The organism is Acinetobacter sp. ANC 7912, assembly GCF_039862785.1.
GTDB classification, from domain to species: Bacteria; Pseudomonadota; Gammaproteobacteria; order Pseudomonadales; family Moraxellaceae; genus Acinetobacter; species Acinetobacter thermotolerans.
In genome coordinates, this window is sequence record NZ_CP156795.1 from 305,622 (window position 1) to 330,876 (window position 25,255).

The window sequence follows — 25,255 nt, forward strand, 5'->3', positions numbered from 1 at the left end:
TTTATTTAAGCTTGAGCTCGTTTTAGATATTGCTCATGTAACTTTTCTAGATGGGCATATAAATGATCCAAATGGCCATCATTCAGTACAATATCATCAGCCAGTTGCTGTTTCTGGGCACGAGGCATTTGTGCAGCAATGATTTTCTTAATCTGTTCAACTGTTTGATGATCACGCTGTGAGGCGCGGTGAATTTGCAATTCTTCTGAGGCATCAATCAGTAAGGTGTGATTGGTCAGTTCATGCTGGTTGGTTTCAAATAGCAGAGGAGAGACCAGAATCACATAAGGACTCTGTGCCTGTTCTAATTGTTGGATAATCGACTGGCGAATGGCAGGGTGGGTAATATTTTCCAGTGTTTTACGTGCTTCTGTAGACTGGAAAATATGTTCTCTGAGGGCACGGCGATTCAGAGAGCCATCCTCATGCAAAACCCAGTCACCGAAGGTTTCTTTGATTTTCAACAGGGCTTGCTGACCGATTTCCACGATTTCGCGTGCCACCACATCGGCATCGACCACGACAATGCCGCGGCGTTCAAACCAGTCACTGGCAGCAGACTTACCACTGCCAATGCCCCCTGTTAGACCTAATACAAATTTCAATTCATTAACCCAAATATGCTTTCATGATCTGTTCACCCCAAAGGAAAGCAATCCAGCCGGCAATGGCGATATAGGGACCAAAAGCAAAAGGCTGATTTTCCTTGCGGACTTTTAATAGGATGATGCCGATAATGGCACCGACCAGTGAGGATAGCAATACGATCAGCGGTAGCATCAGTGGACCCATCCAAGCACCTAGCGCAGCCAAGAGCTTAAAGTCACCATAGCCCATACCTTCTTTCCCTGTAATGATCTTGAACAGGTAATACACGAGCCAAAGGCACAGAAAACCAATAATATACCCCCAGATCGCTGAAGAGGGTGAGGTATAAATACTGTAGCTATTAATCCCTAGACCCAGTGCAGCGAGTGGCAGGGTAAAGCGATCTGGTAGGAGCTGTGTATCGAAGTCGATAAAGGTTAATGCAATCAACACATAAGTCAGTAGTAGTCCAAACAGCATCTGTACGGTTGGGCCAAAGACTGCCAAAATGATGAGTGCACATACTGCTGTCAGAATCTCAATAAACGGATAACGGGCACTTATCTGAGTATGGCAGGAGCCACATTTTCCGCGTAAAGCTAGCCAGCTGATCACAGGAATATTCTGGTACCAGCGGATAGGTGTCTGGCATTTCGGACAAGTGGATGCTGGTTTGCTTAGAGTGATTTTGCTTTCATCAATGATCGGCTGATCTGGATGTAAAAACAGCTGGCAATCGGTTCGCCATTCCTGTTCCATCATTTTTGGCGTGCGGTAAATCACTACATTCAGAAAACTGCCGATACAGAGGCTAAAAAGCCCAACTGCGATATAGAGCGCAGTCGGGTTTTGAATTAAAAAATCAATTAAACTATTCAAGAATTGTAGCCTTTTTATCCAACAATAGAACCCATTTGGAAAATAGGAAGATACATCGCAATGACTAAGCCACCAACTAAAATACCTAAAACAGACATGATTAATGGTTCCATCATTGATGTTAAACCATCGACAGCATTATCGACTTCATTTTCATAATGGGTAGCCACTTTCTCCAACATGGCATCCAGTGCACCAGATTCTTCGCCAATGGCAACCATCTGTACTGCCATCGATGGGAATTTATTGGTGACACGCATCGCAAATTGCAGTTGCTGACCAGTGGCAACGTCTTCACGGATTTTCATCACTGCTTCTTCATAGACCACGTTATTGGTAGCCCCTGCAGTAGATTCTAAAGCATCAATGAGCGGTACACCGGCAGCAAAAGTCGTTGCTAAGGTGCGACTATAACGGGCAATAATTGCTTTATAAACTAGATCGCCAAAAATGGGGGCTTTAAGAGCTGTTTTATCGAGAAAATCACGGAATTTTTTGCTGCGTTTTTTGGCTTCTAGAAAAGTTGTAATCACAATTCCGATAAAAATAATCAAAAGGAACCAATAAGCTTGCATCCATTTAGACATGGCTACTACCATCTTAGTAAAAGCGGGTAGGTCAGCACCGAAACCAGCAAACAGCTCTTCAAAAACTGGAACAACTTTGACCATCAGAATGATAGTTACAATAATTGCAACAATGATTACCGATATTGGGTATTTCATCGCTTTTTTAATTTTCTGTTTTAATAGCTCACTTTTTTCTTTATATAGGGCTACCCGATCTAGCATGGTTTCCAGCGCACCAGATTGTTCACCGGATTCCACCAGTGAACAGAACAGTTTGTCGAAATATTGTGGGTATTTACGCAGTGCGCCAGCAAAGGTATTACCCCCTTCAACTTCACCTTTAATGCCAAGTACTACTTCGCGCATAGCAGGGTTTTCTAGACCCTCGGCGACGATTTCAAAACCCTGTACCAAAGGTACACCTGCTTTCATCATGGTTGCTAGTTGTCGGGTAAAAATCGTGATGTCTAGTGTGGTAACTCGTTTCTTCATTAAACCTTCAAGAATATTCTTCTTTTTCTCTCGAATACTCTTGATACTAATGCCCTGCTTACGCAGTGTCACCTTGGCTAAGGCCAGGTTGCGTGCTGGCATTTCACCTTTAATTTTAACCCCTTTGCGGTCTACCCCTTCATAAAGGAAGGTTGGCATCATCTGACCTTTTTTCACTGAAGCCATGCATTTATCCTTATTTTATATCAGCACCTGATCATTCGCTGGTAACACGATTGACTTCCTGAAGAGAAGTCACCCCCTGCATTACCTTTAATAACCCTGATCGGCGTAAATTGTTAAAACCTGCGCGTGCGGAAGCTTCGGCAATCTGAATGGCGTTGCCATCTTCCATAATAATGCGTGAAATTTCCGGTGTCACCTTCATGACTTCATAAATGCCGACACGGCCCTTATAACCTTCACGGCATTCATTGCACCCTACAGGTTCATAAATCTGGAATTCCGGGTTCTGTAAATCTTCTTCGGTAAAGCCCATTTCCAGCAGACTCTGCTTTGGAATATCAGCCAGTTTTTTGCATTGTGAACACAGACGACGCGCCAGACGCTGGGCAATCACCAGATTGACTGAGGTGGCAATGTTAAATGATGGTACACCCATATTGCGTAAACGGGTCAGTGTTTCTGGAGCACTGTTGGTGTGTAGTGTCGACATCACCATGTGACCAGTCTGCGCTGCTTTAACCGCAATTTCAGCTGTTTCCAGGTCTCGGATCTCACCGACCATGACGATATCCGGATCTTGACGCAGGAATGATTTCAGTGCTGCAGCGAAGGTTAATCCTACTTTCGGGTTAACGTTCACCTGGTTAATGCCCTGTAAGTTGATTTCCACTGGGTCTTCGGCGGTAGAAATATTGGTATCTTCACGATTCAGAATATTCAGGCCGGTATATAAGGAGACGGTTTTACCAGAACCAGTCGGACCCGTGATCAGCAGCATACCCTGTGGTTTGTCCAAGGCTTCCATAAACAGGGCTTTTTGATCGGGTTCATAACCTAATGCATCAATACCTAACATGGCACTGGACGGATCTAGGATACGCAGTACAATTTTTTCACCAAACAACGTGGGTAATGAGTTAACACGGAAATCAATGGCCTTGTTTTTGGACAGTTTTAACTTGATACGGCCATCCTGAGGAACACGTTTTTCTGAAATGTCCATCTGTGACATGACTTTTAAACGAGAGGAAAGACGTGTTGCGAGTTGCAGCGGTGGTGTTGCCACTTGTCGCAATACACCATCAATACGGTAGCGTACCCGGTATATTTTTTCATACGGTTCAAAGTGTAAGTCTGATGCACCCATCCGAATTGCATCAATGAGCAGCTTGTTGATGTACTTAACAATCGGTGCTTCATCACCGGTATTGGTATCTTCCTCTTCAGTATTTGAATCAGACGCGTCCACACCTACATCAAGGTCGAAATCATCATCAAAATCGAAGGTACTTTCTTCAGCAAAATTCTGTTCGATCAGTTTTTCGAGTTTATTATACTCGACAATAATTGTTTCAATATTGAGCTTGGTGGCAAAACGGATCGCATCAATTGCTTCGACATTGGTCGGGTTGCTGGTCGCAACAAACAGGATATTGGCACTTTTAAAGATCGGCAAAATACGATGTTTGGTGATGATCTTTTCATCAAAGTCTTCACGGATAATCAAGGCGGGATCGTAGGCATTGATGTCAAACAGCGGTTCGCCAAATTCAGTCGAAATGGTTTCAGCGATTTTAGTTGGTGAAATATTATGGCGTTCAATCAGATATGGAACGATGTCGATTTTTTCTTGCTTTGCACCGGCCAAAGCACTCTGCATATCTGGTGCAGAGATAACCCCTTCATCGACAAGTCGACGAATAAACCCCGTAAATCGTAAAGATCCCTGAATAGCTGTCATGCTTCAATATGCCTGTGAATCAGAATTGTTGTAATAGCTTTATCAAAATTATACGTTGCTTACGTAAAATTACCATAGCGTAAAATGCTGTCTTCTTCCCATTAATATTCAAAAGATGGAACTGGTCAGAAGAACAAATCCCCAATAATGTTAAGTGATAACAAAAAATGATCAATTTGAATAGTCTTTAACTGAAAAATGTCTCTTGAAAACTCTTCTTCAAACTTTCCAATTCCGTGTAGAATGTGCCCAATTCAAGATATGTACGTAAAAAGGTTATTTATGTCGTTTGCGACGATTACGCCATGGGTGGTGGGCAACTGGAAAATGAATCCGCTGCAGGCAGATGCTCTTGCGCTGGTTCGTGGGGTGAAAGACTTGCTTGAAGCCCAGCCGATTCCAGCAGAGAAATGTCATTTAGGCATAGCACCTGTGGCGATCGCCTTGACGCAAATTCAGTCAGAGCTAACCAATGCCGTTCGTCCGGTATATACCGTTGCTCAGGATGTATCTCGTATTGCCGGTACAGGGGCCTATACTGGAGAAGTCAGCGCTGAATTGCTCGCAGATAGCGGGATTCATTACGTTTTAGTAGGGCACTCAGAACGTCGTGAACTGTTTGGCGATTCACGTGAGATTTTGAATGCCAAAATCAAGAATGCCTTAAATGCAGGTCTGACTGTGATTTATTGCGTGGGTGAAAGTCTGGAACAGCGTGAAGCAGGGCAGGCCGAAGCAGTGGTACTGCAGCAGATCTGTGATATTGCTACGGTGGTTGATGCAGAGCAGTGGAAAAATGTGGTGATTGCTTATGAACCGATCTGGGCGATTGGTACCGGTAAGACGGCTTCTCCAGAAGATGCACAGGCGATGCATGCGCAAATTCGTCAAGGTTTAAAACAGATTACCGGTTATGGCGAAAGCATGGCGATTCTCTATGGTGGTAGTGTTAAACCGGAAAATGCAGTAGAGTTAGCAGCCTGCCCTGATATTAATGGGGCACTGGTGGGTGGTGCATCACTCAATGCTGAGTCATTCCATAAAATTGCTCAGGCATTTGCAAATACACAATAATTAGGAGTTCAGCATGCAAACTTTTGTGCTGGTAGTACATATTATCTTAGCGATACTGATGATTGTCTTGATATTAGTTCAGCATGGTAAGGGTGCGGATGCTGGTGCATCTTTTGGTGGTGGCGGTGCTGCAACCGTCTTTGGTGCGTCTGGCTCAGGCAATTTCTTGAGCCGTTTAACTGCAGTTTTCACGGCTTTGTTCTTTATTACCAGCCTGACACTGGCAGTATTTGCCAAGAAACAAACTACTGATGCATATAGCTTGAGTAGCGTGCAAACCACGCAAACTGCACCAGCTCAATCGACTGAAACTTCACCAACTGCACCAAAATCAGGTGAATAATTTCGCTTAAAGGCTTTCTTTTTGTACATGATACGACTAGAATGCCTGCAGCTGCGGTGGTGGTGGAATTGGTAGACACGCTACCTTGAGGTGGTAGTGCCTTCGGGCGTGGGGGTTCAAGTCCCCCCTTCCGCACCAACTTGTTATCCAGAACATAAGTTGGTGCATGCAGCACATATCTATTGATGCGGGGTGGAGCAGTCTGGTAGCTCGTCGGGCTCATAACCCGAAGGTCGTTGGTTCAAATCCAGCCCCCGCTACCAATCAATCCTTTTAAAAGACGCAAACTTTCAAGAGGCAACTTAAATTGAGTTTTAAGTTGAGATAAGTCATTTGCACGTTGATGCGGGATGGAGCAGTCTGGTAGCTCGTCGGGCTCATAACCCGAAGGTCGTTGGTTCAAATCCAGCTCCCGCTACCAATCCTTTAAAGCCGCAAACTTTAAAGGCAATTCAGATCCTGAATTGAAAGTTAATTTGTACGCTGATGCGGGGTGGAGCAGTCTGGTAGCTCGTCGGGCTCATAACCCGAAGGTCGTTGGTTCAAATCCAGCCCCCGCTACCAATTTTCAGTAACAAATAGACCATATATCAATCGACCGGTTTTGATTGAAAACTTATCGGCTTTTGTATATAATTTTTGCACGTTGATGCGGGGTGGAGCAGTCTGGTAGCTCGTCGGGCTCATAACCCGAAGGTCGTTGGTTCAAATCCAGCCCCCGCTACCAAGTTTCTAAAAAGAGGCTCACAACAAGGTGGGCCTTTTTGCACAGTGGGATTTGAAAAAATCCGAAATTGTGCATTAATTGGGGCGATTTACGCCCTTTTTTATTGGCTATCGTGTAGTGTCGACATTATTTGGTCAAAGTTCCATGTTTCACTACTACTATAGTTTGTATTGGTTTGTAGTGGTCAAATAGATCATAAATTCGCACCAGATGACGAGAGTAAATGAAGCTATCAAATAAAACTCAAGCACTTCAGGACTTGATTGCACCAGCAGTTGAAGCCTGTGATGTCAACCTGTGGGGTATTGAATTCCTGCCACAGGGCAAGCGTTCTCTATTACGTATTTATATCGACAAGCCGGTCGATGAAAATGCTGCCCCTGTCATCAACGAAGATGGTGAAGAAGAGCAGGGTCGTGGAATTGGGGTTCAGGACTGCGTACGTGTAACCCAACAGGTCGGTGCGATTCTGGATGTACATGATCCAATTTCCGGTGAGTATTCACTCGAAGTGTCTTCTCCGGGCTGGGACCGTCCATTCTTCCAGTTGCCACAGATGGCAGACTATATTGGTCAGACTGTAGCGTTACGTTTGATCTCGGCTGTAGACAACCGTCGTAAATTCCAGGCAAAACTGGTAGCCGTTGACCTCGAAAATGAAACGATTCAAGTGGAAGTGGAAAAACAGCAGGTGCTGGAAATCGACAGTCACAATATCGATAAAGCAAATTTGATCTACCAAGATTAATCAAATCAATAAGAATCTGAACGAATAGGTGACTTATGGCACGTGAAATTCTTACCGTCGTTGAAACGGTTAGTAACGAAAAAGGTGTACCTCGTGAAGCAATTTTCGAGGCACTGGAACAAGCTTTAGTTGCAGCGACCAAGAAGAAGTTCTACGAAGGAACAAACTCGGAAGAAGCGCGTCTTCGCGTGGAAATCGACCGTAAAACTGGTGACTACCGTACTTTCCGTCAATGGGAAGTAGTGGCTGATGAAGATCATGAAATGCCAGCTTGCCAGGACGCGATTTCTGATGTGGACCAGTCTAAATGGTCGATCGGCGATATCCGTGAGCTGGAAGTAGAATCTATCGATTTCGGTCGTATTGCAGCGCAAATCGCGAAGCAAGTGATTGTACAGAAGATCCGCGAAGCAGAACGTGCGCTGGTTGCAGATGCTTACGAATCTAAAGTCGGTGAACTGATCTATGGTGAAGTGAAAAAACAAACCAAAGATGGTTTCATTATTGACTTGGGTGACAATGCAGAAGCATATCTGGCACGTGAAGAAATGATTCCGAAGGAAATTCTTCGTCCGAAACAACGTGTTACGGCAATTTTATTCAATGTAAACCGTGAAGGTCGCGGTGCGCAGTTACAGCTTTCGCGTGCGAAACCTGAAATGCTGATTGCATTGATGAAAAAAGAAATTCCGGAAATTGCGGAAGAAATCATTGAAATTAAGGCAGCAGCACGCCAACCGGGCGTACGTGCCAAAGTTGCAGTGAAAACTAATGACCACCGTATTGATCCGGTTGGTGCTTGTATTGGTATGCGTGGTACACGTATCCAGGCAGTACAACAGGAACTGAACGGTGAGCGTATTGATGTTGTGGTATGGTCGGATGATCCTGCTCAGTACATCGCAAGCGCACTGGAACCAGCGGATGTATCAAGTATCGTGATCGATGAAGATGCGCGTACTGCAGACATCATTTTCGCAACCAGCGACCAGCTGGCACGTGCGATTGGTTCACAGGGTCAAAACGTTCGTCTGGCATCTGAACTGACTGGCTACAAGCTGGACATGATGCTGGAAGAAGAATACTACGCACGTCAACAAAGCGAAGCACAAAAATACCTAGACATGTTCGTAACACGTCTGGATATTGCGGAAGACTTGGCGATGGCGTTGGTAGAAATGGGCTTCACCTCGCTTGAAGAAATTGCATACGTACCGCCAGAAACATTTGATGAAATTGAATTGGATGCGGAACTCGTTGAACTACTGCAAAGCCGTGCAAAAGAAATTGCACTTGCTGATGCATTACAACAGCAAGAAAACGTACAAGCGCCAAGTGAAGAACTTGTTGCAATGGAAGGCATGACAGCAGAGATCGCGCAAGCTCTAGCAGCTCGTGGTGTGGTAACCGTAGATGACCTGGCAGACCAGGCAACCGACGATATCGCGGATATCGAAGGTCTGGATGCTGAGAAAGCAGGTCAACTCATTATGAAAGCGCGCGAATCATGGTTTAACTAGGAGGTAGTATATGACGGACAAGTCAATTAAAGAGTTAGCCCTCAGCGTGGGTCGCCCAGTTGAGAAGCTCCTGGAACAGGTTCGTGAGGCAGGTTTACCACAGCGCAAATCTGACGACATTATTACCGCCGAACAACAAGATCACCTGATGAGTCATGTGAAAAAGTCACAAGGTTCGGACGGTCATGCAGGACAAATCACGTTGAAACGTAAAACGACCAGTACTGCTAAAGTGGCAAGTACTTCAGGTAAGGCGAAAACCATTAATGTAGAAGTTCGTAAGAAGCATACATTTGTGAAGCCAGACCCTGAGAAAATCAAGGCAGAAGCTTTAGCGAAAGCACAAGCGGAACAGCAAGCGAAAGCACAGCAAGCTGAAGCTGCGCAAAAAGCGCCAGAGCAAAAGCCTGCTGAAGCACCTGTATCTGGTGAAAGCAAAGCGAAAAAAGCATTGGAAGCAATGCGCGCGGCGGCTAAACAGGAAACTGCAAAACAGGAAACGCCTAAAGCAGCTGTTGTAGTTAAACGCAAATCAAACAACAAGCCGATTGTTAAACAGCAAACCAAACAGGTTGAAACTCCTGAACAACGTAAGGCACGTGAAGAACAGGCAGCTCAACTGAAAGCAGCAGAAGAAGCAGCACGTCGTAAGGCAGCTGAAGAAGCGCAACAGCGTACGCTTGAGCAAATGCGTAAAATGGCGTCTAAATACTCTGCTGAAGATACCACTGCAACCATTCGTGTGATTGATGATTCTCCACTTGCAGCGGGCCTAGTTGGTCAGGCATATGAAGATTCATTCAACAAAGAAGACCGTGAAATCAAACGCGGTGGCGGCAACAAAGACAGCCGTGGTCCGAAGAAAGGCGGTCGTCGTGGCGAAGAACAGTCTTTCCGTGACAACTCACACAGACGTGGTCTGAAGTCTAGCCAGTCAAACAAACACGGTTTCGAAAAACCTGTGAAGAAACAGGTTTATGATGTTGAAATCGGTGCAACTATCGTTGTGGCTGACTTGGCTGCGAAAATGGCGATTAAAGTTCGTGAAGTAATCAAGACCTTGATGAAAATGGGTGAGCTGGTTACTCAGAACCAATCCATCGATCAGGATACCGCTGCGCTAGTGGTTGAAGAACTTGGCCATAATCCGGTACTAGTTTCTGAAACTGCAGTGGAAGATAACCTGCTGGAACAAGCTGAAGAAGCACGTGGTGCACAGACGACTCGTCCTCCAGTAGTTACTATCATGGGTCACGTTGACCATGGTAAAACATCGCTTCTGGACCGTATCCGTCGTACCAAAGTGGCTGCAGGCGAAGCGGGTGGTATTACCCAACATATCGGTGCTTACCATGTAACCACAAACAAAGGTATCATCACCTTCCTGGATACTCCGGGACACGCAGCGTTCACTGCAATGCGTTCACGTGGTGCCAAGGCAACTGATATCGTGGTGCTGGTTGTTGCAGCAGATGACGGTGTAATGCCACAAACTGCAGAAGCGATTGACCACGCTCGTGCAGCGGGTACGCCAATCATCGTTGCGATCAACAAAATGGATAAAGACTCAGCTGATCCAGATCGCGTACTGAATGAATTGACCACCAAAGAAATCGTGCCTGAAGAATGGGGCGGTGACGTACCGGTAGCGAAAGTTTCTGCACACACTGGCGCGGGTATCGACGAACTACTTGACCTGATTTCAATTCAAGCTGAACTGCTTGAGCTAAAAGCATCTGAAGAAGGTGCAGCACAAGGTGTGGTGATTGAAGCACGTGTGGATAAAGGTCGTGGTGCGGTAACGTCTATTCTTGTACAAAACGGTACACTGAAAGTCGGTGACCTGGTACTTGCCGGTTCATCTTATGGTCGTGTTCGTGCGATGTCTGATGAAAACGGTAAACGTATCAAATCTGCTGGTCCTTCAATTCCTGTGGAAATTCTAGGTCTTCCAGAAGCACCAATGGCAGGTGATGAAGTACTTGTGGTGAACGACGAGAAGAAAGCGCGTGAAGTCGCTGATGCTCGTGCAGACCGTGAACGTCAGAAACGTCTGGAACGTCAATCTGCAATGCGTCTGGAAAACCTCATGGCGTCTATGGGCAAAAAAGATGTGCCTATCGTCAATGTGGTGCTGAAAACAGATGTACGCGGTACGCTAGAAGCGCTGATCGTTGCATTGTCTGAACTGTCTACTGACGAAGTAAAAGTACGTGTGATTGGTTCAGGTGTCGGTGCGATCACTGAATCTGATGTAACACTGGCTGAATCTTCTGAAGCGGTACTGCTAGGCTTTAACGTTCGTGCCGACAACACTGCACGTCAAAAAGCAGATGCTGATGGTATCGACATCCGTTACTACTCTGTGATCTACCAATTGATCGATGACGTGAAAGATGCGATGAGTGGTAAACTGGCTCCAGAACACCGTGAAACAATTCTGGGTGTGGCTGAAGTACGTGAAGTATTCCACTCTAGTAAATTCGGTGCTGCTGCGGGCTGTATGGTACTTGAAGGTGTATTGCACCGTAACAAACCGATCCGTGTCCTGCGTGATGATGTCGTCATCTTCCAGGGTGAACTTGAATCTCTACGTCGTTATAAAGATGTGGTTGAAGAAGTTCGTGCCGGTATGGAATGTGGTCTGGCTGTGAAAGGTTACAAAGACATCAAACCACAAGACAAGATCGAAGTGTACGATGTTCAGTTAATTAAACGGAGTCTTTAATGGCGGGTAGTCAGCGTCTTAAGCGTATGGCCGATACAGTTCAGAGGGAACTCTCTGAACTGATCCGTCAGGAGCTTAAAGATCCACGTCTGGGTGGTCTGGTGACCATCTCGGCGGTGAAAGTCAGCCCAGATTTAGGCTATGCCGAAGTTTATGTGACCGTAATGGGGCGTGAACTTGGCGATGAGCAAAGTGAAGCAGCCAATAAAGAAACCTTGGATGTCTTGAATAAAGCATCAGGTTTCCTGCGCCATGAACTGAGCCGTCGTATCAAGACACGTATTACGCCACGTCTGCGTTTCCATTACGATAAAACCAATGCGTATGGTAACTATATGTTTGGTCTGATTGCAGAAGCTGTGAAGGATTTACCTCCAGTGGATGACAAGAAAGATGATGAATAAGCTTGTTTAAGCTAAATAAAAAAGCCACCTTCGGGTGGCTTTTTTATGGTTATTAGGAATAAATAAAGAAAAAGGGCTTTCATTTATATTTACACCCTCTTTTTTATTTTTCTCCCAGAGGGAGAAAAGAAAATGAAGGATGAAAGCCTTTTCTATTTTAAATCTTCATCACGATTCTTTTTTTCATAGAAGGCGCGACGACGCGTTTTTTGCCATGGTAACGGGCGTTCTAACGCTTCGGGTACTTCACCACTCATCGAGCGCAAACGTAGATGTAACGCAGCCTGCGCCATCAGGTTTGCAGATACCGGTGCAGTGATAAAGGTAAACAGGGTAATCAGGATTTCAGCAAAACCAAAGCGGCCAAACATCGCCGAGAAAAGCATGGCAGCGATCAGGAAGCTGCCGAGACCTAAAGTACTGGATTTGGTCGGAGCATGCAGACGCATAAACAGATCCGGCAAACGCACCATGCCGATCCCACCAATCACCATAAAGAATGAACCTATAATCAGGAAAACCGAGACCAGAATTTCTAAATAGAGCTGCATCTGTATTCTCCTAATCGATCACATGGCCGGTGGTAAAGTAGCGTGCCAGTGCGGTGGTTGAGACAAAACCCAGCATCGCCACCAGTAAAGCTCCTTCAAACATAAAAGTGCTGGTCCAGTAAATCCCCAAGATCACCACCAGACAGGTGGCATTCAGGAACAATGTATCCAGTGCCAGCAGACGATCCACAATGGATGGCCCCATGACCAGACGTGCCAGACACAGGAACATTGAAATGGTTACCGCGCCCAGACTGATCAGCAAAGCATAGGGTAAGATGGTCATGCTTGTTCTCCTTTCTGTGCACTAAAAATTTCAATCAGTGGACGTTCATAGCGCTGTTTGATGGTTTCGATTTCTGCTGCCTCATCATCGGTACTTAAGGCATGCACCAGAATATCACCGCGGTCCTGGTCAATTCCGGCAGACACGGTACCTGGTGTGGTGGTGATGATCATTGCCAGCAAAGCATTCACTTCCTCATGCTCAGTATCCAGCGGTACCCGGAACCATTTCGGATGCAGGTTCTTGGTTGGACCCAGCACTAATATGGCGACTTTGATATTGGCCACAATCACATCCCAGATCACCACAAAAAACAGGCGGATTGCGGGCAGCCAGTGAATATTCGGGGTGTAGTCAATAAAGGGGCGGACCAGTCGTGGAATCAGGATAGCCAGAAAAATCGACGTCACCAGAGTTCCAGTATCAAGACTATGATTCAGCATGGCCCAGCTGATGCCGACAATCACCGAAACCAGCGGGTGAGGGAACCAGCGGCGCAAGAATGATTCTTTCATTATGGTCCTCCTTGTGGTTTCAGCTGGTTATCGCTTGGTGCACGTTGCTGTTCATGCTGTTGTTCCTGAATCTGGCGTTGCTTAAACTCAGAAATATTCTTACCTTCCAGTGTCGCCGGCGAAATTATATAAGGAATCAGATGTGCATTTGCATCTTGGACTTCACCACCATATTTGGTTTCCGGCACATATTCTGGATTAAATGGCTGTACGCTAATCACATTGCCTTCGGCATCACGCTTCAGCAAGGCAGCTTCATAAATGGCATGGTCTTTTATCTGCACGGCTGTGCTATGAGCATAATTATAGATCGGTGAAGCAAATACCACATAGGCCATCAGTCCAGCTAGCAACAGGTAAATCACCTTATCGTTACGAGCCGGCGCACGTTTTGGCAGAGCCTGATATTGAGCATGTGCTTCAGAATGCATGTTTTCATCCGGTTTGCTGGAACGCCAGAACAGGATAAAACCGACCCGGGTAAAAGCCAGAATACTGAGCAGGCTTACCACTAGCACGGTGATAATAATTAGTATCTGATAAGGTGAATCGGCAGTGGCCTGCAAAATAAAAATTTTGCCGAAGAAGCCGCTAAATGGGGGCAGACCAGCCATCATCAGGGCAATCAGGAAGTAAACAATCGACACCAAGGTATTCTGCTTCATCTGCGGCGCGATCTTGAAATGATCCTTGTATTCACCGCGCTGCGAAGTAATCCAGCCACAGAGCAGATAGAAGGTCGCGCCAATCACGGTACTATGTACCATATAGTACAGACCGCCGGCCCAGGCCTGGGTAGTATTCAGGGAAATCGCAATCAGAATGGTGCCGACAGAAGACAGGATCATAAAGCCGACAAAACGGCGCAGACGATCCGTGCCGATGGCACCAAAGGCCCCATACAGTGAAGTCACCAGACCAATGAATAACAGGATATTCATCAGAATCTGATGGCTGTACTCATCATCAAAGACCGTGCCATTGACTCTTAGAATCGCATAGATCCCGACCTTGGTCATGATGGTAAACACAGCGGCTACTGGCGTGGTCGCTACGGCATAGGTTTTTGGTAACCAGAAACCGACCGGCAGCATTGCCGCTTTAATCCCAAACACAGCAAACAGTAGCAGGGCACCGGCAACGGCCAGCTTGTGCTGGTCTGGTTGCAGCGTTGAGATCAGGCGCGCGACATCGGCCATATTCAGGCTACCGACACTGCCGTAGATCATTCCCAAACCAATCAGGAACATGGCAGAAGCCAGCAGGTTAATGGTCACATAGTGAATACCGAGCTGGAAACGGGCTTTGCCTTGTCCATGTAATAACAATACATAGGAGGCCATCAGCAGGATTTCAAAGAACACAAACAGGTTAAACAAGTCGCCTGTCAGGAAAGCACCACTTAGCCCCATCAGCAGGAAATGCATCATGGCATGGAAATAACGGCCACGAATATCCCAGTCGCGGCTGGCATACCAGATCACCGGAACCGCCAATGCATAGGTCAGCACCAGCATCAGGGCGGAGAGTTGGTCTAGCACCAGCACGATGCCGAAAGGTGCCGACCATTCACTTAAGGTATAGACCTGAATCTGTCCCTGACTGGTACTGATCAGGTAGCCAATCGACATGATCAGACCGAGGAAGGTCGAGATATGACTAATCCCGCGACGCCAAGGCTGACGCCAGTCAGTAATCAGGGAGCCTGAACCCGGATTGCCCAGCAGCACCAGAATAAAGGCGGTAAATGCTGGCAGGAGGATACTGAAAATCGGTGTATGTTGAACCCAGAAGTTGTAAAGATCAGTCATTAAGGCTCATCCTCACGCGGGTCATGTGGGGGTATGTCTTCTTTGGAATCAACGTGGTCTGTTCCTGATTCATAACGGCTGCGCAGTGCCAATTGCACAATAAAGGCGGTGGTGGCAAAGCCAATCACAATCGCCGTCAATACCAGCGCCTGTGGCAATGGATCGGTCGATTTTGTAGTTTCGGTCAGTACCGCTGGCGCATTGAGCTGAATACGCCCCATGGCAAATAAAAATAAATTCACAGCATAGCCGATCATGGCCAGACCAAGAACCACCGGGAATGTACGTGCACGCAAAATCAGGTAAATACCGGTGGCCGTCAGGAGTCCAATTGCAGAGACCAATAAAAATTCGAGACTGATCATTGCATTATCCTCTTGGTACTGGGCCAGTCATGCTGGTGTGACGTGAGTCTCCCAGCACGGAAATCATCAGCATGGTCGCACCGAGTACGGTGACATAAACGCCGACATCAAATAAGGCTGCTGAAGCTAGATGCATGTCTCCGAGCAGTGGCGGATGGACATGCACATGCGCGCTGGTCAGGAATGGGCGTGACCAGAACCATGCGGCGATTCCGGTCAGGCCTGCGATACTTAAGCCTGCCCCGATCCAGATTTCATATAGACGTCCAGACTTAGCCCCAAGTAACTGTTCTGCCTGATCCTGACCAAGCGCGATATACTGGATCACTAGTGCCAATGAGGTAATTAGGCCAGCAATAAAGCCACCGCCCGGCATGTTATGACCGCGCATAAAGATATACAAACTTACCACCAGAGCGACGGGTAACACCCAGGATGCAGTAACCCGAAGCATCAGTGGGGAAGGGTTAAAGCGGTAAGTCAAACCCTGAGTGATGGTGGCGCCGTGGGCACGCATACCATCCATTAAGCTCAAAACCCCAATCGCGGCAATACCGAGCACGGTGATCTCGCCGAAGGTATCGAAACCACGGAAATCTACCAGAATCACGTTCACCACGTTAGCACCGCCACCCAAAGGCAGAGACTGCTGCATAAAGAACCAGGAAATCGAATTATGGTCCCGGGTCAGAATTAGCCAGCTGATCCAAGCAATGCCAAGACCACCGGCAACCGCAATAATGGCATCACGCCAGCGACGGGTCGAACTGGATTCATAAGGGGTCAGCTGCGGCAGCAGGGACAGGCTCATCAGCAGCAAGACTGTCGTCACAACATCGACGGTAATCTGGGTTAACGCCAGATCGGGCGCCGAGAAACAAATAAAGATCAGGGTCACTACCAGACCAACCGCACCACTAATTAACACAGCTTTAATCCGTTCATGATGGAACCACAGCATCATCCAGCAGGCCGAGAACAGTAGCAACCAGAGGACAATAGCCATTATCGGCGCATGAGTGAGCTCACGTGTCCCAGTACTCAAATTGTTGCCGAGTAGTGGAACCGCGACCAGCCCAACCGTAAAGATCACGATCCAGAGCAGATAGCTTTGCAGCTTGCCATTTTCAGTGGCGCGGCGGAACGTACGGGCATTCAGTAATAGGGATTTTAGGAACAGGTCAAACAGGATCCGGCCTTGTAATTTTCCTAGCATGGGATCCAGATCAATTTCACGAATGGTGCCTTTTTTAGCCAGTGCAAAATAGAATAGTACCCCACCGACCAGTGCGATCACACTCATCAATAACGGCGCGTTAAAACCATGCCAGATCGCCAGATGCACACCTTCAAAGGAAGAATTTTGTGTCACCGCATGGGTGATGCTATTGACGATATCTTCGACCAGTAGGGCAGGGAGCAGACCCACTAAAATACATAGTATGGCCAGAAAAGTTGCTGGTGCACGCATGCCAAAAGCCGGTTCATGGGCATTTTTATTCGGGACATAGGGGCCAACCGGGCCATCGAAGAATACGCCATGAATTAAACGGACTGAGTAAGCCACGGCGAAGATCCCGGCCAGTGTCGCAACAATCGCTGAAACAATCAGGACCGGGCCGTTTAAATTGGCCAGCAATTCGGTAAAGAACATTTCCTTGGACAAGAAGCCATTGGTCAGCGGAACACCTGCCATTGAAGCCGCAGTAACCATGGTCAGCGTTGCGGTATAAGGCAGTAATTGCCACAGGCCGGACAGCTTGCGCAGGTCCCGGGTACCAGATTCATGGTCAATGATTCCGGCAATCATAAACAGTGCTGCCTTGAAGGTAGCATGGTTGATGATATGGAAAATTGCAGCGGCCACTGCCAATGGTGTGCCAATGCCGAGCAGACACATGATCAGGCCCAGATGGCTGATGGTGGAGTATGCCAACAGGCCTTTCAGGTCTTCCTTAAAAATGGCAAAGAAGGCGGCGATACACAGGGTAAACAGGCCGATAAAGGTGACAATATTATGGAACAGCGCAGCACCAGCAAAAATCGGCAACAGGCGTGCCACCAGAAACAGGCCGGCTTTTACCATGGTGGCCGAGTGCAGATAGGCAGACACAGGAGTGGGGGCAGCCATGGCATTCGGTAACCAAAAATGGAACGGAAACTGTGCACTTTTGGTAAATGCGCCGAGCAGGATCAGCAATAATGTAGGGATAAATAGCTGATGCGACTGGATCAGTTCGGTCATGGTCAGGATGGTATTAATCTGATAGGTTCCAGTGATCTGACCGAGCAGAATAAAACCACCGAGCATCGCCAGACCACCCATCCCGGTAATGGTCAGTGCCATCCGTGCACCGCGCTGGGCCGCATCATAATTGCTCCAGTAACCCACTAGCAGGAATGAAGAAATACTGGTGAGTTCCCAAAACACCAGCAGAATCATCAAGTTGTTCGACAATGAAATCCCGAGCATGGCAGCCATAAACAGCATCAGCAGCAGATAAAGCTTGCTCAGCGAATTCTTGGGACTCAGGTAATAATAGGCATAGATATAAATCAGAGTACCGATACCACTAATGAGCAGGCCAAACAACAAGCCAAGAGAATCCAGACGAAAGCTAAAATCAATACCTAGCTGAGGTAGCCAGGACCAGCTTTCAGTAATGACTGCACCGCCGAATACGGCAGGGGCCTGGCTCAGGAGTAAGGCAAAGCTGCTAAGACTGATGGCAATTGCGCCTAAGGCGGTTACCTCGCGCGAAAATCGTTTCAGCCACGAGACAAGGGTTGTGCCTAATACTAAGGGTAACAATATAATAATCGGCAGCACACTCGTATCCATTGTCGTGAGTTAGGTCATAAACCTAGGGTGAATCATTATCTTTCAAGGATTACAGGACGGCAAAGAGCAGTCCAAATGTCTCAATCTTGAAAACCAAAAACGTATTCAAAAGAATTAAAGCAGTTGTATTGCGCAACTCGTAAACGATAGCAAATTCCGATTTTACAATGAAAAATGCAAGTAATTCCGATCATATTACAGGACAACAACAACATCAATCATTTTGTGCACGCCTTGACCATTATACGAATTAGATGAGGATTGATGGGGTGCCCGCTTAAACAAACGGCTCAGATAAGAGCGAAAATAAAGATCAAACTTCACGATTCTATTGAGAAAATTGGCTGAGCTTGTTTACTTACAAAATAAAAAGCCCATCGCAAGAGAGATGGGCTTTTATTCATTTTGAATTTTAAAAGGGTGGCTGAGAAATCTGACTATCTTTCTGGCTGAGTAAGCGGAGCAGTTCCTGCTGCTGGTTTTCATCCAGTTGTTGCTGGATCAATTGCAACATTGATTCAGGCGTGACCTGTTCGATTTCCGGTTCTGTCAGGCTGTGTTCCTCTGCCTCCAACTCTTCTTCCGTTGCATCGAGTCCCAATTCTGCATAGAGTTGTTCAAACTGGTGCTGAATATTGTCAGGTTGAATGGCATACAGTTGCTGGTCTTCCAGTTGCAGGCACTGAAATTCAGCAGCCTGTTCCAGCAGTTCTGGACGATTACCGGTTGCCACAATCTGCAGCCCAGGAAAAGCCTGATTCAAACGCGAGAGAATCACCGCACTCATGTCCTGATCCAGCTGATGGTCAATACCATCAATCATCAAAATGCCGTTACCTTCCTTGCAAGGGAACAGGCTTTTCGGATTGAGCAGACATAACCGGCGCACGATATCCCCGATCAAGGCAATCCAGTTGCGGATGCTGTTCGGTAACTGTTGCAAGGTTTGGGTACGGCCCTGATAGGTGACCATCAGCTGTATTTTCGGCTGGTATTGCAGATACAGATTGGTCACTTCCGGCAGCACAATGGCTAAGGCTTCACGCAAGCTGTTGAGGCTCGGGGTATTTACCTGAATCTGCGCGTGTTCAATATGTTTGGCCAGTTCATCCAGATTGTGTTTTTTTTCCTGCTGTGATGCATGGTTTAGGATTTGTTCCAGAATCTGTGCGCTCTGGGCATTTTCAATATCACTGATTTCCCGGAACCATTCAAAAAAGCGGGTAAAAGTTGTAAAGGGAATGGCCGCGACTTCATAGGCATGTGAAGCCTGGAAAATCGCGGGATTATTTTTGCTGAGCAGATTGATTTCATTGACGAAACGCTCTGCCGGGTAATAGGCGATCAGCGGCAGACCGAGTATTGGGTCTTTGGCCAAAGCTTTTTGATACAAGCTGATCATAGCTTCGAGCTGCGTGGTTTCAGCTTTACTTAGTCCTACACCCTGGCTGTTCAGGGTTTTATACAGTTGCCAGCTGCATTCCTGGGTGGAAACCGTTTGCTGGTCGCTACTTTCAGGAAAGCTGCCAATTTCTTCGGGGAAACGAACTTTGATGTCAATTTTGGATTGCAGCCGGTGCTGCATGATGTCCTGATCCAGCATCACCACACCGGCGGTACGCAGGTCACGGTAACGTGCCGCAAACCAGGTCAGTGCCTGATATAGATGACGCAGCAGGGCGGTTTTGCCGCTACCCTGATCACCCAGAATTAGCGTGACTGGCAGCTTGTGATAATGAAATTCGAGTTTAATATCAGAAAAGTGCAGGGAGTGTTTCAGTTGTATGGATTCGACTTGCATAGACCACCTATCGTGATGCCTACATCCATGCCTAGCCGGCTGCTTGTCTCAAAGATTGAGGCATTGTGATTTTCAGCTGTTGAATCAGGTCATAAATGTGGTGAATATTTAAGCTTACTTTAGCACGTGTACAGGCCACGTAAAGCAGCCTTAACTCTTCATCACTGATCTTGTGATCCTTTTCATTCAGTTTGAACTGGTAATCATCTTCGATATGCACGCGATTCCATTCCAGGCCTTTGGCCTTGTGTGCTGTGGAGATGATGTATTCAGCCTGACCAATCGGAGTGATTTTGGCCAAGGCACTTTTCAGCGGATCGGTGCCATGTTCATCCACCAGTTTGACCAGTGGCTTGATGTCACTGCCCTCATTGGTTTCGCAGTATTCATGTACATCATGCCAGGAATTAAACCAAGCCAGTTCCGGTACATCGACTACGCGTTTGCCCTGTTTTAGCATCGCCGCGGCATCGACAAAACGATTCAGCTTGGCATGATCGGCCTGCAGACTGACTTTTTCACCACGCACCAGACCCGCGAGCAGCAGCTCCATCGCCCGGGCATTGGTCCGGCATAAAATCGCATCGCGCATTTTGGTATGCGGTTTATTGACCACTTTAGAATTTAAATGCGGGTTGCCGAGCAAGGGCACAGTTTCATTCAGTGCACCCAAAATGGCATTGGCATTCAGGGCAATCTCAGGACCAAAACGGAAGGAAGTGGTCAGACGTGATTCCGGGAGTGGCAATTGCTGCATGGCATTGACCGCACCACGCCAGGCATAAATCTGCTGATGTGCATCACCGACATAAATCACTTGAGTGCTGCGCTGTTTCAGTAAAATGCCCAGCATCAGTGGATCGGCATCCTGGGCTTCATCAAACAGGACATAATCAGCTGGAATGTTCGGTTCAGACAATGCCCACAGTTTCAGGTAAATGTCATGTCCGATGCCGGCCTGATGATTCGGATCAATGGATTCCAGCCAGCGACGTTCAACAGCTGGGTAGAGCTTTTTCTGCAAGGCATCGACATCATCTGGATGCAGCCAGCTCGGCGCCTGAATATGTCGCGGGGCAGGGTACTGCGAACTGGTCGAGCAAAAATAGCTGACTGCATTGGCGACCAGACTGGCTAGGCGTGACGGCATCATCACATATTTTTCATAACGACCGCCCATCATACGGCGCAAGGTCATCGGCTCAAGGCGATATTCCTTGGCAATAAAACTTGGACTCAGACGTGGCAGGCGCAGCTTATCGGTGACTCCACGTGGAACACTGCGGAAGGCCAGCGAGTGGAACGTTCGGCAATCCACACCGCGATGGAATTTATTTTGTGCTTCAGTGGCAATCGACTTGTTAAATGCCAGATACATGCCACGCCGCTCGGGCATGGCATCACTGATCATCTGTAAAGTCGTGGTTTTACCTGTGCCGGCATAGGCAATGACCTTAAAGGATTTGCCCAGACGTGCGTTATCAATGGCAGTGGCCTGCTCATAGGTGGCGCTCGGTTTATTAGTCGCTGACACAGGTAAATTCAAGACTTAGTGCTGACGGTTGGCTTTTTCAACCAGACCGGACAGACCCTGACGGCGTGCCAGTTCATTCAGTACCAGTTGTGGATCCAGGTCGAAGTAACCCAGCATTACGATGGTATGGAACCACAAGTCTGCCACTTCGTAGATCAGGTCATTTTTGTTGTCTTCATTGGCTTCAAATTTGAAATCTTTGGCAGCAATGATGGTTTCAACACTTTCTTCACCAACTTTTTCCAGAATTTTATTCAGGCCTTTGTGATACAGCTTAGCGACATAAGAAGAATCCGGATCAGCTTTTTTACGGTCTGCCATCATTTTACCCAGATAAGACAGTACTTCGACCTGTTCTGATTTGGCATTAGAAGCATTCATGGCAAGGGTATGCGGATTTTTTGATTTTTCGCCGTAGATTGCTACTGGATCCTTGATTTGTGCATCGACAATTTCCCAGCCATTCGGTGTCAATTTGCGGTAGAAGCAGGATTCACGACCGGTATGGCAGGCAATACCACCATGCTGTTCGATTTGTAAAATGATCACATCCGCATCACAGTCCAGACGGATTTCATGTACGGTCTGGAAATGACCAGATTCTTCGCCCTTATGCCATAACTTGTTGCGAGAACGTGAGAAATACACGGCCTGATTCTTCTCTGCAGTCAATGCCAGTGCTTCACGGTTCATCCACGCTACCATCAATACGCGACCAGTTTGATGATGCTGAGCAATGGCAGGTACCAGACCTTGTTCGTTAAATTTTACTTCATCGAGCCATTGCAGGTTATTCATAAGGGTGTCCATTTGTTAAATCAGAAATTAAATGTTGCAGTTATGCGGATTAAAAATATCCGGTGAATAGTGTACGTGATCTGGGAGCGTTTGCGGCAAAAATCTGCATGTGAAATGACAGGATCTGTCGTGACTGTACGGGCTATTTCAATTGAAGCGTGATCAAAACAATCAAGCCGCCTGTTGGCGGCTTGATGCAAATCGAGTTTGAATAAAACTTACCAGTGCTCACCCGGGAAGATACGCGCATATGCTTTTTGCACCCAATTCAGTTTTTGTGGCTGGCCGACAGAAGCAGATGAACTTGGGAACAGATTAAAGCCAATCGACATCAGCTTGTTATTAATGTCTGGGGCAATCGCATAGGTGATCGATGCCAGACGGCCCAGATTGGTCGCCACTTTCTTCGGACGTTTCACAATCGCATGGGCAATCAGATCCGATGCTTCTTCAGGAGACAGCGTTGGCACATATTTATAGATCTTGGTTGGCGCAATCATTGGCGTACGTACCAGTGGCATATAGATTGAAGTAATCGCGATCTTGTGCGAATTCACTTCTGCAGACAGACAACGACTGAAAGCATCCAGTGCAGCTTTTGATGCCACATACGCCGAGAAGCGGGTAGCATTGGCCAAGACACCAATCGAGCTGATGTTAATGATATGGCCCTGACGACGCATCATCATGTGTGGCAGGATATTCATCACCAAACGCACAGCACCGAAATAATTCAGCTGCATGGTCCGTTCAAAGTCGTGGAAGCGATCTACTGATTCATGCACGGCACGGCGGATGGAACGGCCAGCATTATTGATCAGGATATCAATGTGGTCGACAGAGGCCATAATCTGCTTCGCGACTTCATCAATTGCTTCAAGATTATTTAAATCACAAGGAAAAACCGAAGCCATCCCCCCTTTAGCTTCAATTTCTTCTTTGACTTGATCAAGGGTTTCTTTGGTACGTGCCACGAGTAAAACATGTGCACCTGCATCTGCCAGACGATGTGCTGCAGTCAGACCGATACCACTGGATGCGCCAGTAATGAGGATGGTTTTGCCTTGAACTCGTTTCTTCAAATGTTTCTGTAGTTTGGATTTCACGGTTATTTATTCCTGAATAATGCGCTGTAGATTTACGTTTTTTCTTATTTGGTTTTTACGTAGATATGTACAAAACTTTGTACACCTTGGAGTCTTTATATAATAAACAAATATGCAGGAAAATCTAGAGAATAAGTGATTGAAAATAAGAGAATTTTTAGAGTAATTGCTCTATTTTTAAACTATGTTTCAATTGATATTTATAGTGATCTAACCATAGGATAAAGCTCGGGAAAAGTAAAGTGATCATAAAAAAACTCCATCAAAAATGATGGAGTTTCGTGCTTCAAAATGGCGCTTAGACGGCTGCAAGCGACTGTTCAAGGTCGGCAATCAGGTCATCAATATGTTCAATCCCGATCGACAGACGAACCATGTCTTCACTGACACCAGCTGACTTGAGTTCTTCTGGATTGAGCTGACGGTGAGTCGTGGTTGCCGGGTGGCAGGCCAGACTCTTGGCATCCCCAATATTGACCAGACGGGTGAACAATTGCAGGGCATCGATAAAACGCGCACCGCCTTCACGGCCACCTTCCACACCAAAAGTCAGGATCGCAGAAGGTTTGCCTTTCACATATTTTTGTGCCAAGGCATGCTGCGGGTGATCTTTCAGACCGGCATAATTGACCCATTTAACTTTTGGATGTTGTTGCAAATATTCTGCAACTTTCAGCGCGTTATAGGTATGGCGTTCCATACGCAGACTTAAGGTTTCCAGTCCTTGCAGAATCAAGAATACGTTTTGCGGGCTGATTGCAGCACCGGTATTACGGAGTGGCACCACACGGGCACGGGCGATATAAGCAGCTTCACCGAGTGCTTCGACATAATTCACGCCATGATAGCTTGGATCAGGCGTATTCAGCGCTTTAAAACGTTCTGGATATTTACCCCACGGGAATTTACCGCTATCCACGATAATGCCACCGATCGAATTACCATGACCGCCAATATATTTGGTCAGTGAGTGCACCACAATGTCGGCACCGAAATCAAAAGATTTCTGCAGTACAGGGGTTGCCACAGTATTGTCGACGATGACTGGGACGCCATATTCATGTGCGATTTTGGAAATTGCTTCGAGGTCAATAATATTACCGAGTGGGTTACCAATTGATTCCACAAAGACCAGTTTGGTTTTGTCATCAATCAGGTCACGCAGTGCTTCCGGATTCTGATAATCAAAGAAGCGTACTTCAATGCCTTGTTTTGGCAGGGTATGTGCGAATAGGTTATAAGTACCACCATATAAAGTTGAAACCGAAGCAATATTGTCGCCGGCTTCAGCAATGGTCTGAATCGCGTAGGTAATTGCAGCCATACCAGAGGCCAGTGCCAGTGCGCCAATCCCGCCTTCCAGCGCTGCAACACGTTGTTCCAGTACCGCAGTGGTTGGGTTCATGATGCGGGTATAAATATTGCCCTGAACTTTCAGATCAAACAGGTCAGCACCATGCTGGGTATTATCAAAAGCATAAGAAGTGGTTTGATAAATCGGCACTGCTACGGCTTTGGTGGTTGGTTCAGGGGTGTAACCGGCGTGAATGGCTAAAGTTTCTGGTTTGTAAGTCATAGTGATAGATCTTCTATTGTATTTTGTTAGGATGAAAACTGATCAAATATTAGCACTTGCAATATCAAGAA

General features: G+C 46.8%; 21 protein-coding genes and 5 tRNA genes. 11 read left to right on the forward strand and 15 right to left on the reverse strand.

Annotated features, from left to right (window positions below):
• Positions 1 to 5 precede the first annotated feature (5 nt).
• The 4 genes from coaE to pilB are packed head-to-tail and all read right to left on the reverse strand — an operon-like array spanning position 6 to position 4,455.
• A complete protein-coding gene (coaE, locus tag ABEF84_RS01470; protein ID WP_034587525.1) occupies positions 6 to 605 on the reverse strand; it encodes a dephospho-CoA kinase in 600 nt (199 codons plus the stop codon).
• Between the two features lie 4 nt (positions 606 to 609).
• Positions 610 to 1,467, reverse strand: coding sequence for an A24 family peptidase (locus ABEF84_RS01475; RefSeq protein ID WP_034587523.1), 858 nt, complete (start codon positions 1,465 to 1,467; stop codon positions 610 to 612).
• A gap of 14 nt (positions 1,468 to 1,481) precedes the next feature.
• Complete coding sequence (locus ABEF84_RS01480) at positions 1,482 to 2,714, reverse strand: type II secretion system F family protein (protein ID WP_034587521.1); 1,233 nt, start codon at positions 2,712 to 2,714, stop codon at positions 1,482 to 1,484.
• 31 nt (positions 2,715 to 2,745) lie between these two features.
• Positions 2,746 to 4,455: a type IV-A pilus assembly ATPase PilB gene (gene pilB, locus ABEF84_RS01485; RefSeq protein ID WP_347473740.1), complete on the reverse strand. Its 1,710-nt coding sequence runs from the start codon at positions 4,453 to 4,455 to the stop codon at positions 2,746 to 2,748.
• Between the two features lie 282 nt (positions 4,456 to 4,737).
• On the opposite strand from pilB, the gene tpiA reads away from it, so the two are divergent.
• The 11 genes from tpiA to ABEF84_RS01540 all read left to right on the forward strand — a co-directional run bounded on the left by tpiA (position 4,738) and on the right by ABEF84_RS01540 (position 11,999).
• Positions 4,738 to 5,529: a triose-phosphate isomerase gene (gene tpiA / locus ABEF84_RS01490; protein WP_347473741.1), complete on the forward strand. Its 792-nt coding sequence runs from the start codon at positions 4,738 to 4,740 to the stop codon at positions 5,527 to 5,529.
• A 13-nt stretch (positions 5,530 to 5,542) separates the two neighbouring features.
• Entirely contained in the window at positions 5,543 to 5,872 is a 330-nt protein-coding gene (secG, locus tag ABEF84_RS01495; protein WP_034587516.1) for a preprotein translocase subunit SecG, read from the forward strand.
• 53 nt (positions 5,873 to 5,925) lie between these two features.
• A tRNA-Leu gene (locus ABEF84_RS01500) sits at positions 5,926 to 6,010 on the forward strand.
• Between the two features lie 48 nt (positions 6,011 to 6,058).
• Positions 6,059 to 6,135: transfer RNA gene (locus ABEF84_RS01505), tRNA-Met, on the forward strand.
• Between the two features lie 81 nt (positions 6,136 to 6,216).
• A tRNA-Met gene (locus ABEF84_RS01510) sits at positions 6,217 to 6,293 on the forward strand.
• Positions 6,294 to 6,359: 66 nt separating this feature from the next.
• Positions 6,360 to 6,436 (forward strand) — tRNA-Met (locus ABEF84_RS01515).
• 86 nt (positions 6,437 to 6,522) lie between these two features.
• Positions 6,523 to 6,599: transfer RNA gene (locus ABEF84_RS01520), tRNA-Met, on the forward strand.
• Positions 6,600 to 6,822: 223 nt separating this feature from the next.
• Entirely contained in the window at positions 6,823 to 7,347 is a 525-nt protein-coding gene (gene rimP / locus ABEF84_RS01525) for a ribosome maturation factor RimP (protein ID WP_034587514.1), read from the forward strand.
• 35 nt (positions 7,348 to 7,382) lie between these two features.
• A complete protein-coding gene (nusA, locus tag ABEF84_RS01530) occupies positions 7,383 to 8,867 on the forward strand; it encodes a transcription termination factor NusA (protein WP_034587513.1) in 1,485 nt (494 codons plus the stop codon).
• 10 nt (positions 8,868 to 8,877) lie between these two features.
• A complete protein-coding gene (gene infB, locus ABEF84_RS01535) occupies positions 8,878 to 11,595 on the forward strand; it encodes a translation initiation factor IF-2 (RefSeq protein WP_034587511.1) in 2,718 nt (905 codons plus the stop codon).
• The gene (locus ABEF84_RS01540) at positions 11,595 to 11,999 is read left to right on the forward strand and encodes a ribosome-binding factor A (protein WP_034587510.1); all 405 of its coding nucleotides are present in this window, start codon (positions 11,595 to 11,597) and stop codon (positions 11,997 to 11,999) included. Before infB ends, ABEF84_RS01540 begins: the two co-directional genes overlap by 1 nt.
• Before the next feature lie 152 nt (positions 12,000 to 12,151).
• On the opposite strand, the gene ABEF84_RS01545 is transcribed toward ABEF84_RS01540, so the two are convergent.
• The 11 genes from ABEF84_RS01545 to ABEF84_RS01595 all read right to left on the reverse strand — a co-directional run bounded on the left by ABEF84_RS01545 (position 12,152) and on the right by ABEF84_RS01595 (position 25,184).
• The gene (locus ABEF84_RS01545; RefSeq protein ID WP_347453478.1) at positions 12,152 to 12,550 is read right to left on the reverse strand and encodes a Na+/H+ antiporter subunit G; all 399 of its coding nucleotides are present in this window, start codon (positions 12,548 to 12,550) and stop codon (positions 12,152 to 12,154) included.
• 10 nt (positions 12,551 to 12,560) lie between these two features.
• Positions 12,561 to 12,836: a monovalent cation/H+ antiporter subunit F gene (locus ABEF84_RS01550; protein WP_347453479.1), complete on the reverse strand. Its 276-nt coding sequence runs from the start codon at positions 12,834 to 12,836 to the stop codon at positions 12,561 to 12,563.
• Entirely contained in the window at positions 12,833 to 13,351 is a 519-nt protein-coding gene (locus tag ABEF84_RS01555; protein WP_347473742.1) for a Na+/H+ antiporter subunit E, read from the reverse strand. The genes ABEF84_RS01550 and ABEF84_RS01555 overlap by 4 nt, the downstream gene beginning before the upstream one ends.
• Complete coding sequence (locus ABEF84_RS01560; protein WP_347473743.1) at positions 13,351 to 15,162, reverse strand: monovalent cation/H+ antiporter subunit D; 1,812 nt, start codon at positions 15,160 to 15,162, stop codon at positions 13,351 to 13,353. Before ABEF84_RS01560 ends, ABEF84_RS01555 begins: the two co-directional genes overlap by 1 nt.
• Complete coding sequence (locus tag ABEF84_RS01565; RefSeq protein ID WP_347453482.1) at positions 15,162 to 15,527, reverse strand: Na+/H+ antiporter subunit C; 366 nt, start codon at positions 15,525 to 15,527, stop codon at positions 15,162 to 15,164. Before ABEF84_RS01565 ends, ABEF84_RS01560 begins: the two co-directional genes overlap by 1 nt.
• A gap of 4 nt (positions 15,528 to 15,531) precedes the next feature.
• On the reverse strand, positions 15,532 to 18,369 hold the full coding sequence (locus ABEF84_RS01570) for a monovalent cation/H+ antiporter subunit A (RefSeq protein WP_347473744.1): 2,838 nt from the start codon (positions 18,367 to 18,369) through the stop codon (positions 15,532 to 15,534).
• A 412-nt stretch (positions 18,370 to 18,781) separates the two neighbouring features.
• Positions 18,782 to 20,170, reverse strand: a complete 1,389-nt coding sequence (locus tag ABEF84_RS01575; protein WP_034588478.1) for an AAA family ATPase — start codon at positions 20,168 to 20,170, stop codon at positions 18,782 to 18,784.
• Between the two features lie 31 nt (positions 20,171 to 20,201).
• Complete coding sequence (locus ABEF84_RS01580) at positions 20,202 to 21,704, reverse strand: UvrD-helicase domain-containing protein (protein WP_034588475.1); 1,503 nt, start codon at positions 21,702 to 21,704, stop codon at positions 20,202 to 20,204.
• A gap of 15 nt (positions 21,705 to 21,719) precedes the next feature.
• Positions 21,720 to 22,502: a bifunctional phosphoribosyl-AMP cyclohydrolase/phosphoribosyl-ATP diphosphatase HisIE gene (gene hisIE, locus ABEF84_RS01585; RefSeq protein ID WP_034588472.1), complete on the reverse strand. Its 783-nt coding sequence runs from the start codon at positions 22,500 to 22,502 to the stop codon at positions 21,720 to 21,722.
• A 218-nt stretch (positions 22,503 to 22,720) separates the two neighbouring features.
• The gene (locus ABEF84_RS01590) at positions 22,721 to 23,608 is read right to left on the reverse strand and encodes an SDR family NAD(P)-dependent oxidoreductase (protein WP_034588469.1); all 888 of its coding nucleotides are present in this window, start codon (positions 23,606 to 23,608) and stop codon (positions 22,721 to 22,723) included.
• A gap of 298 nt (positions 23,609 to 23,906) precedes the next feature.
• On the reverse strand, positions 23,907 to 25,184 hold the full coding sequence (locus ABEF84_RS01595; protein WP_347454511.1) for an aminotransferase class I/II-fold pyridoxal phosphate-dependent enzyme: 1,278 nt from the start codon (positions 25,182 to 25,184) through the stop codon (positions 23,907 to 23,909).
• Positions 25,185 to 25,255: the final 71 nt, after the last annotated feature.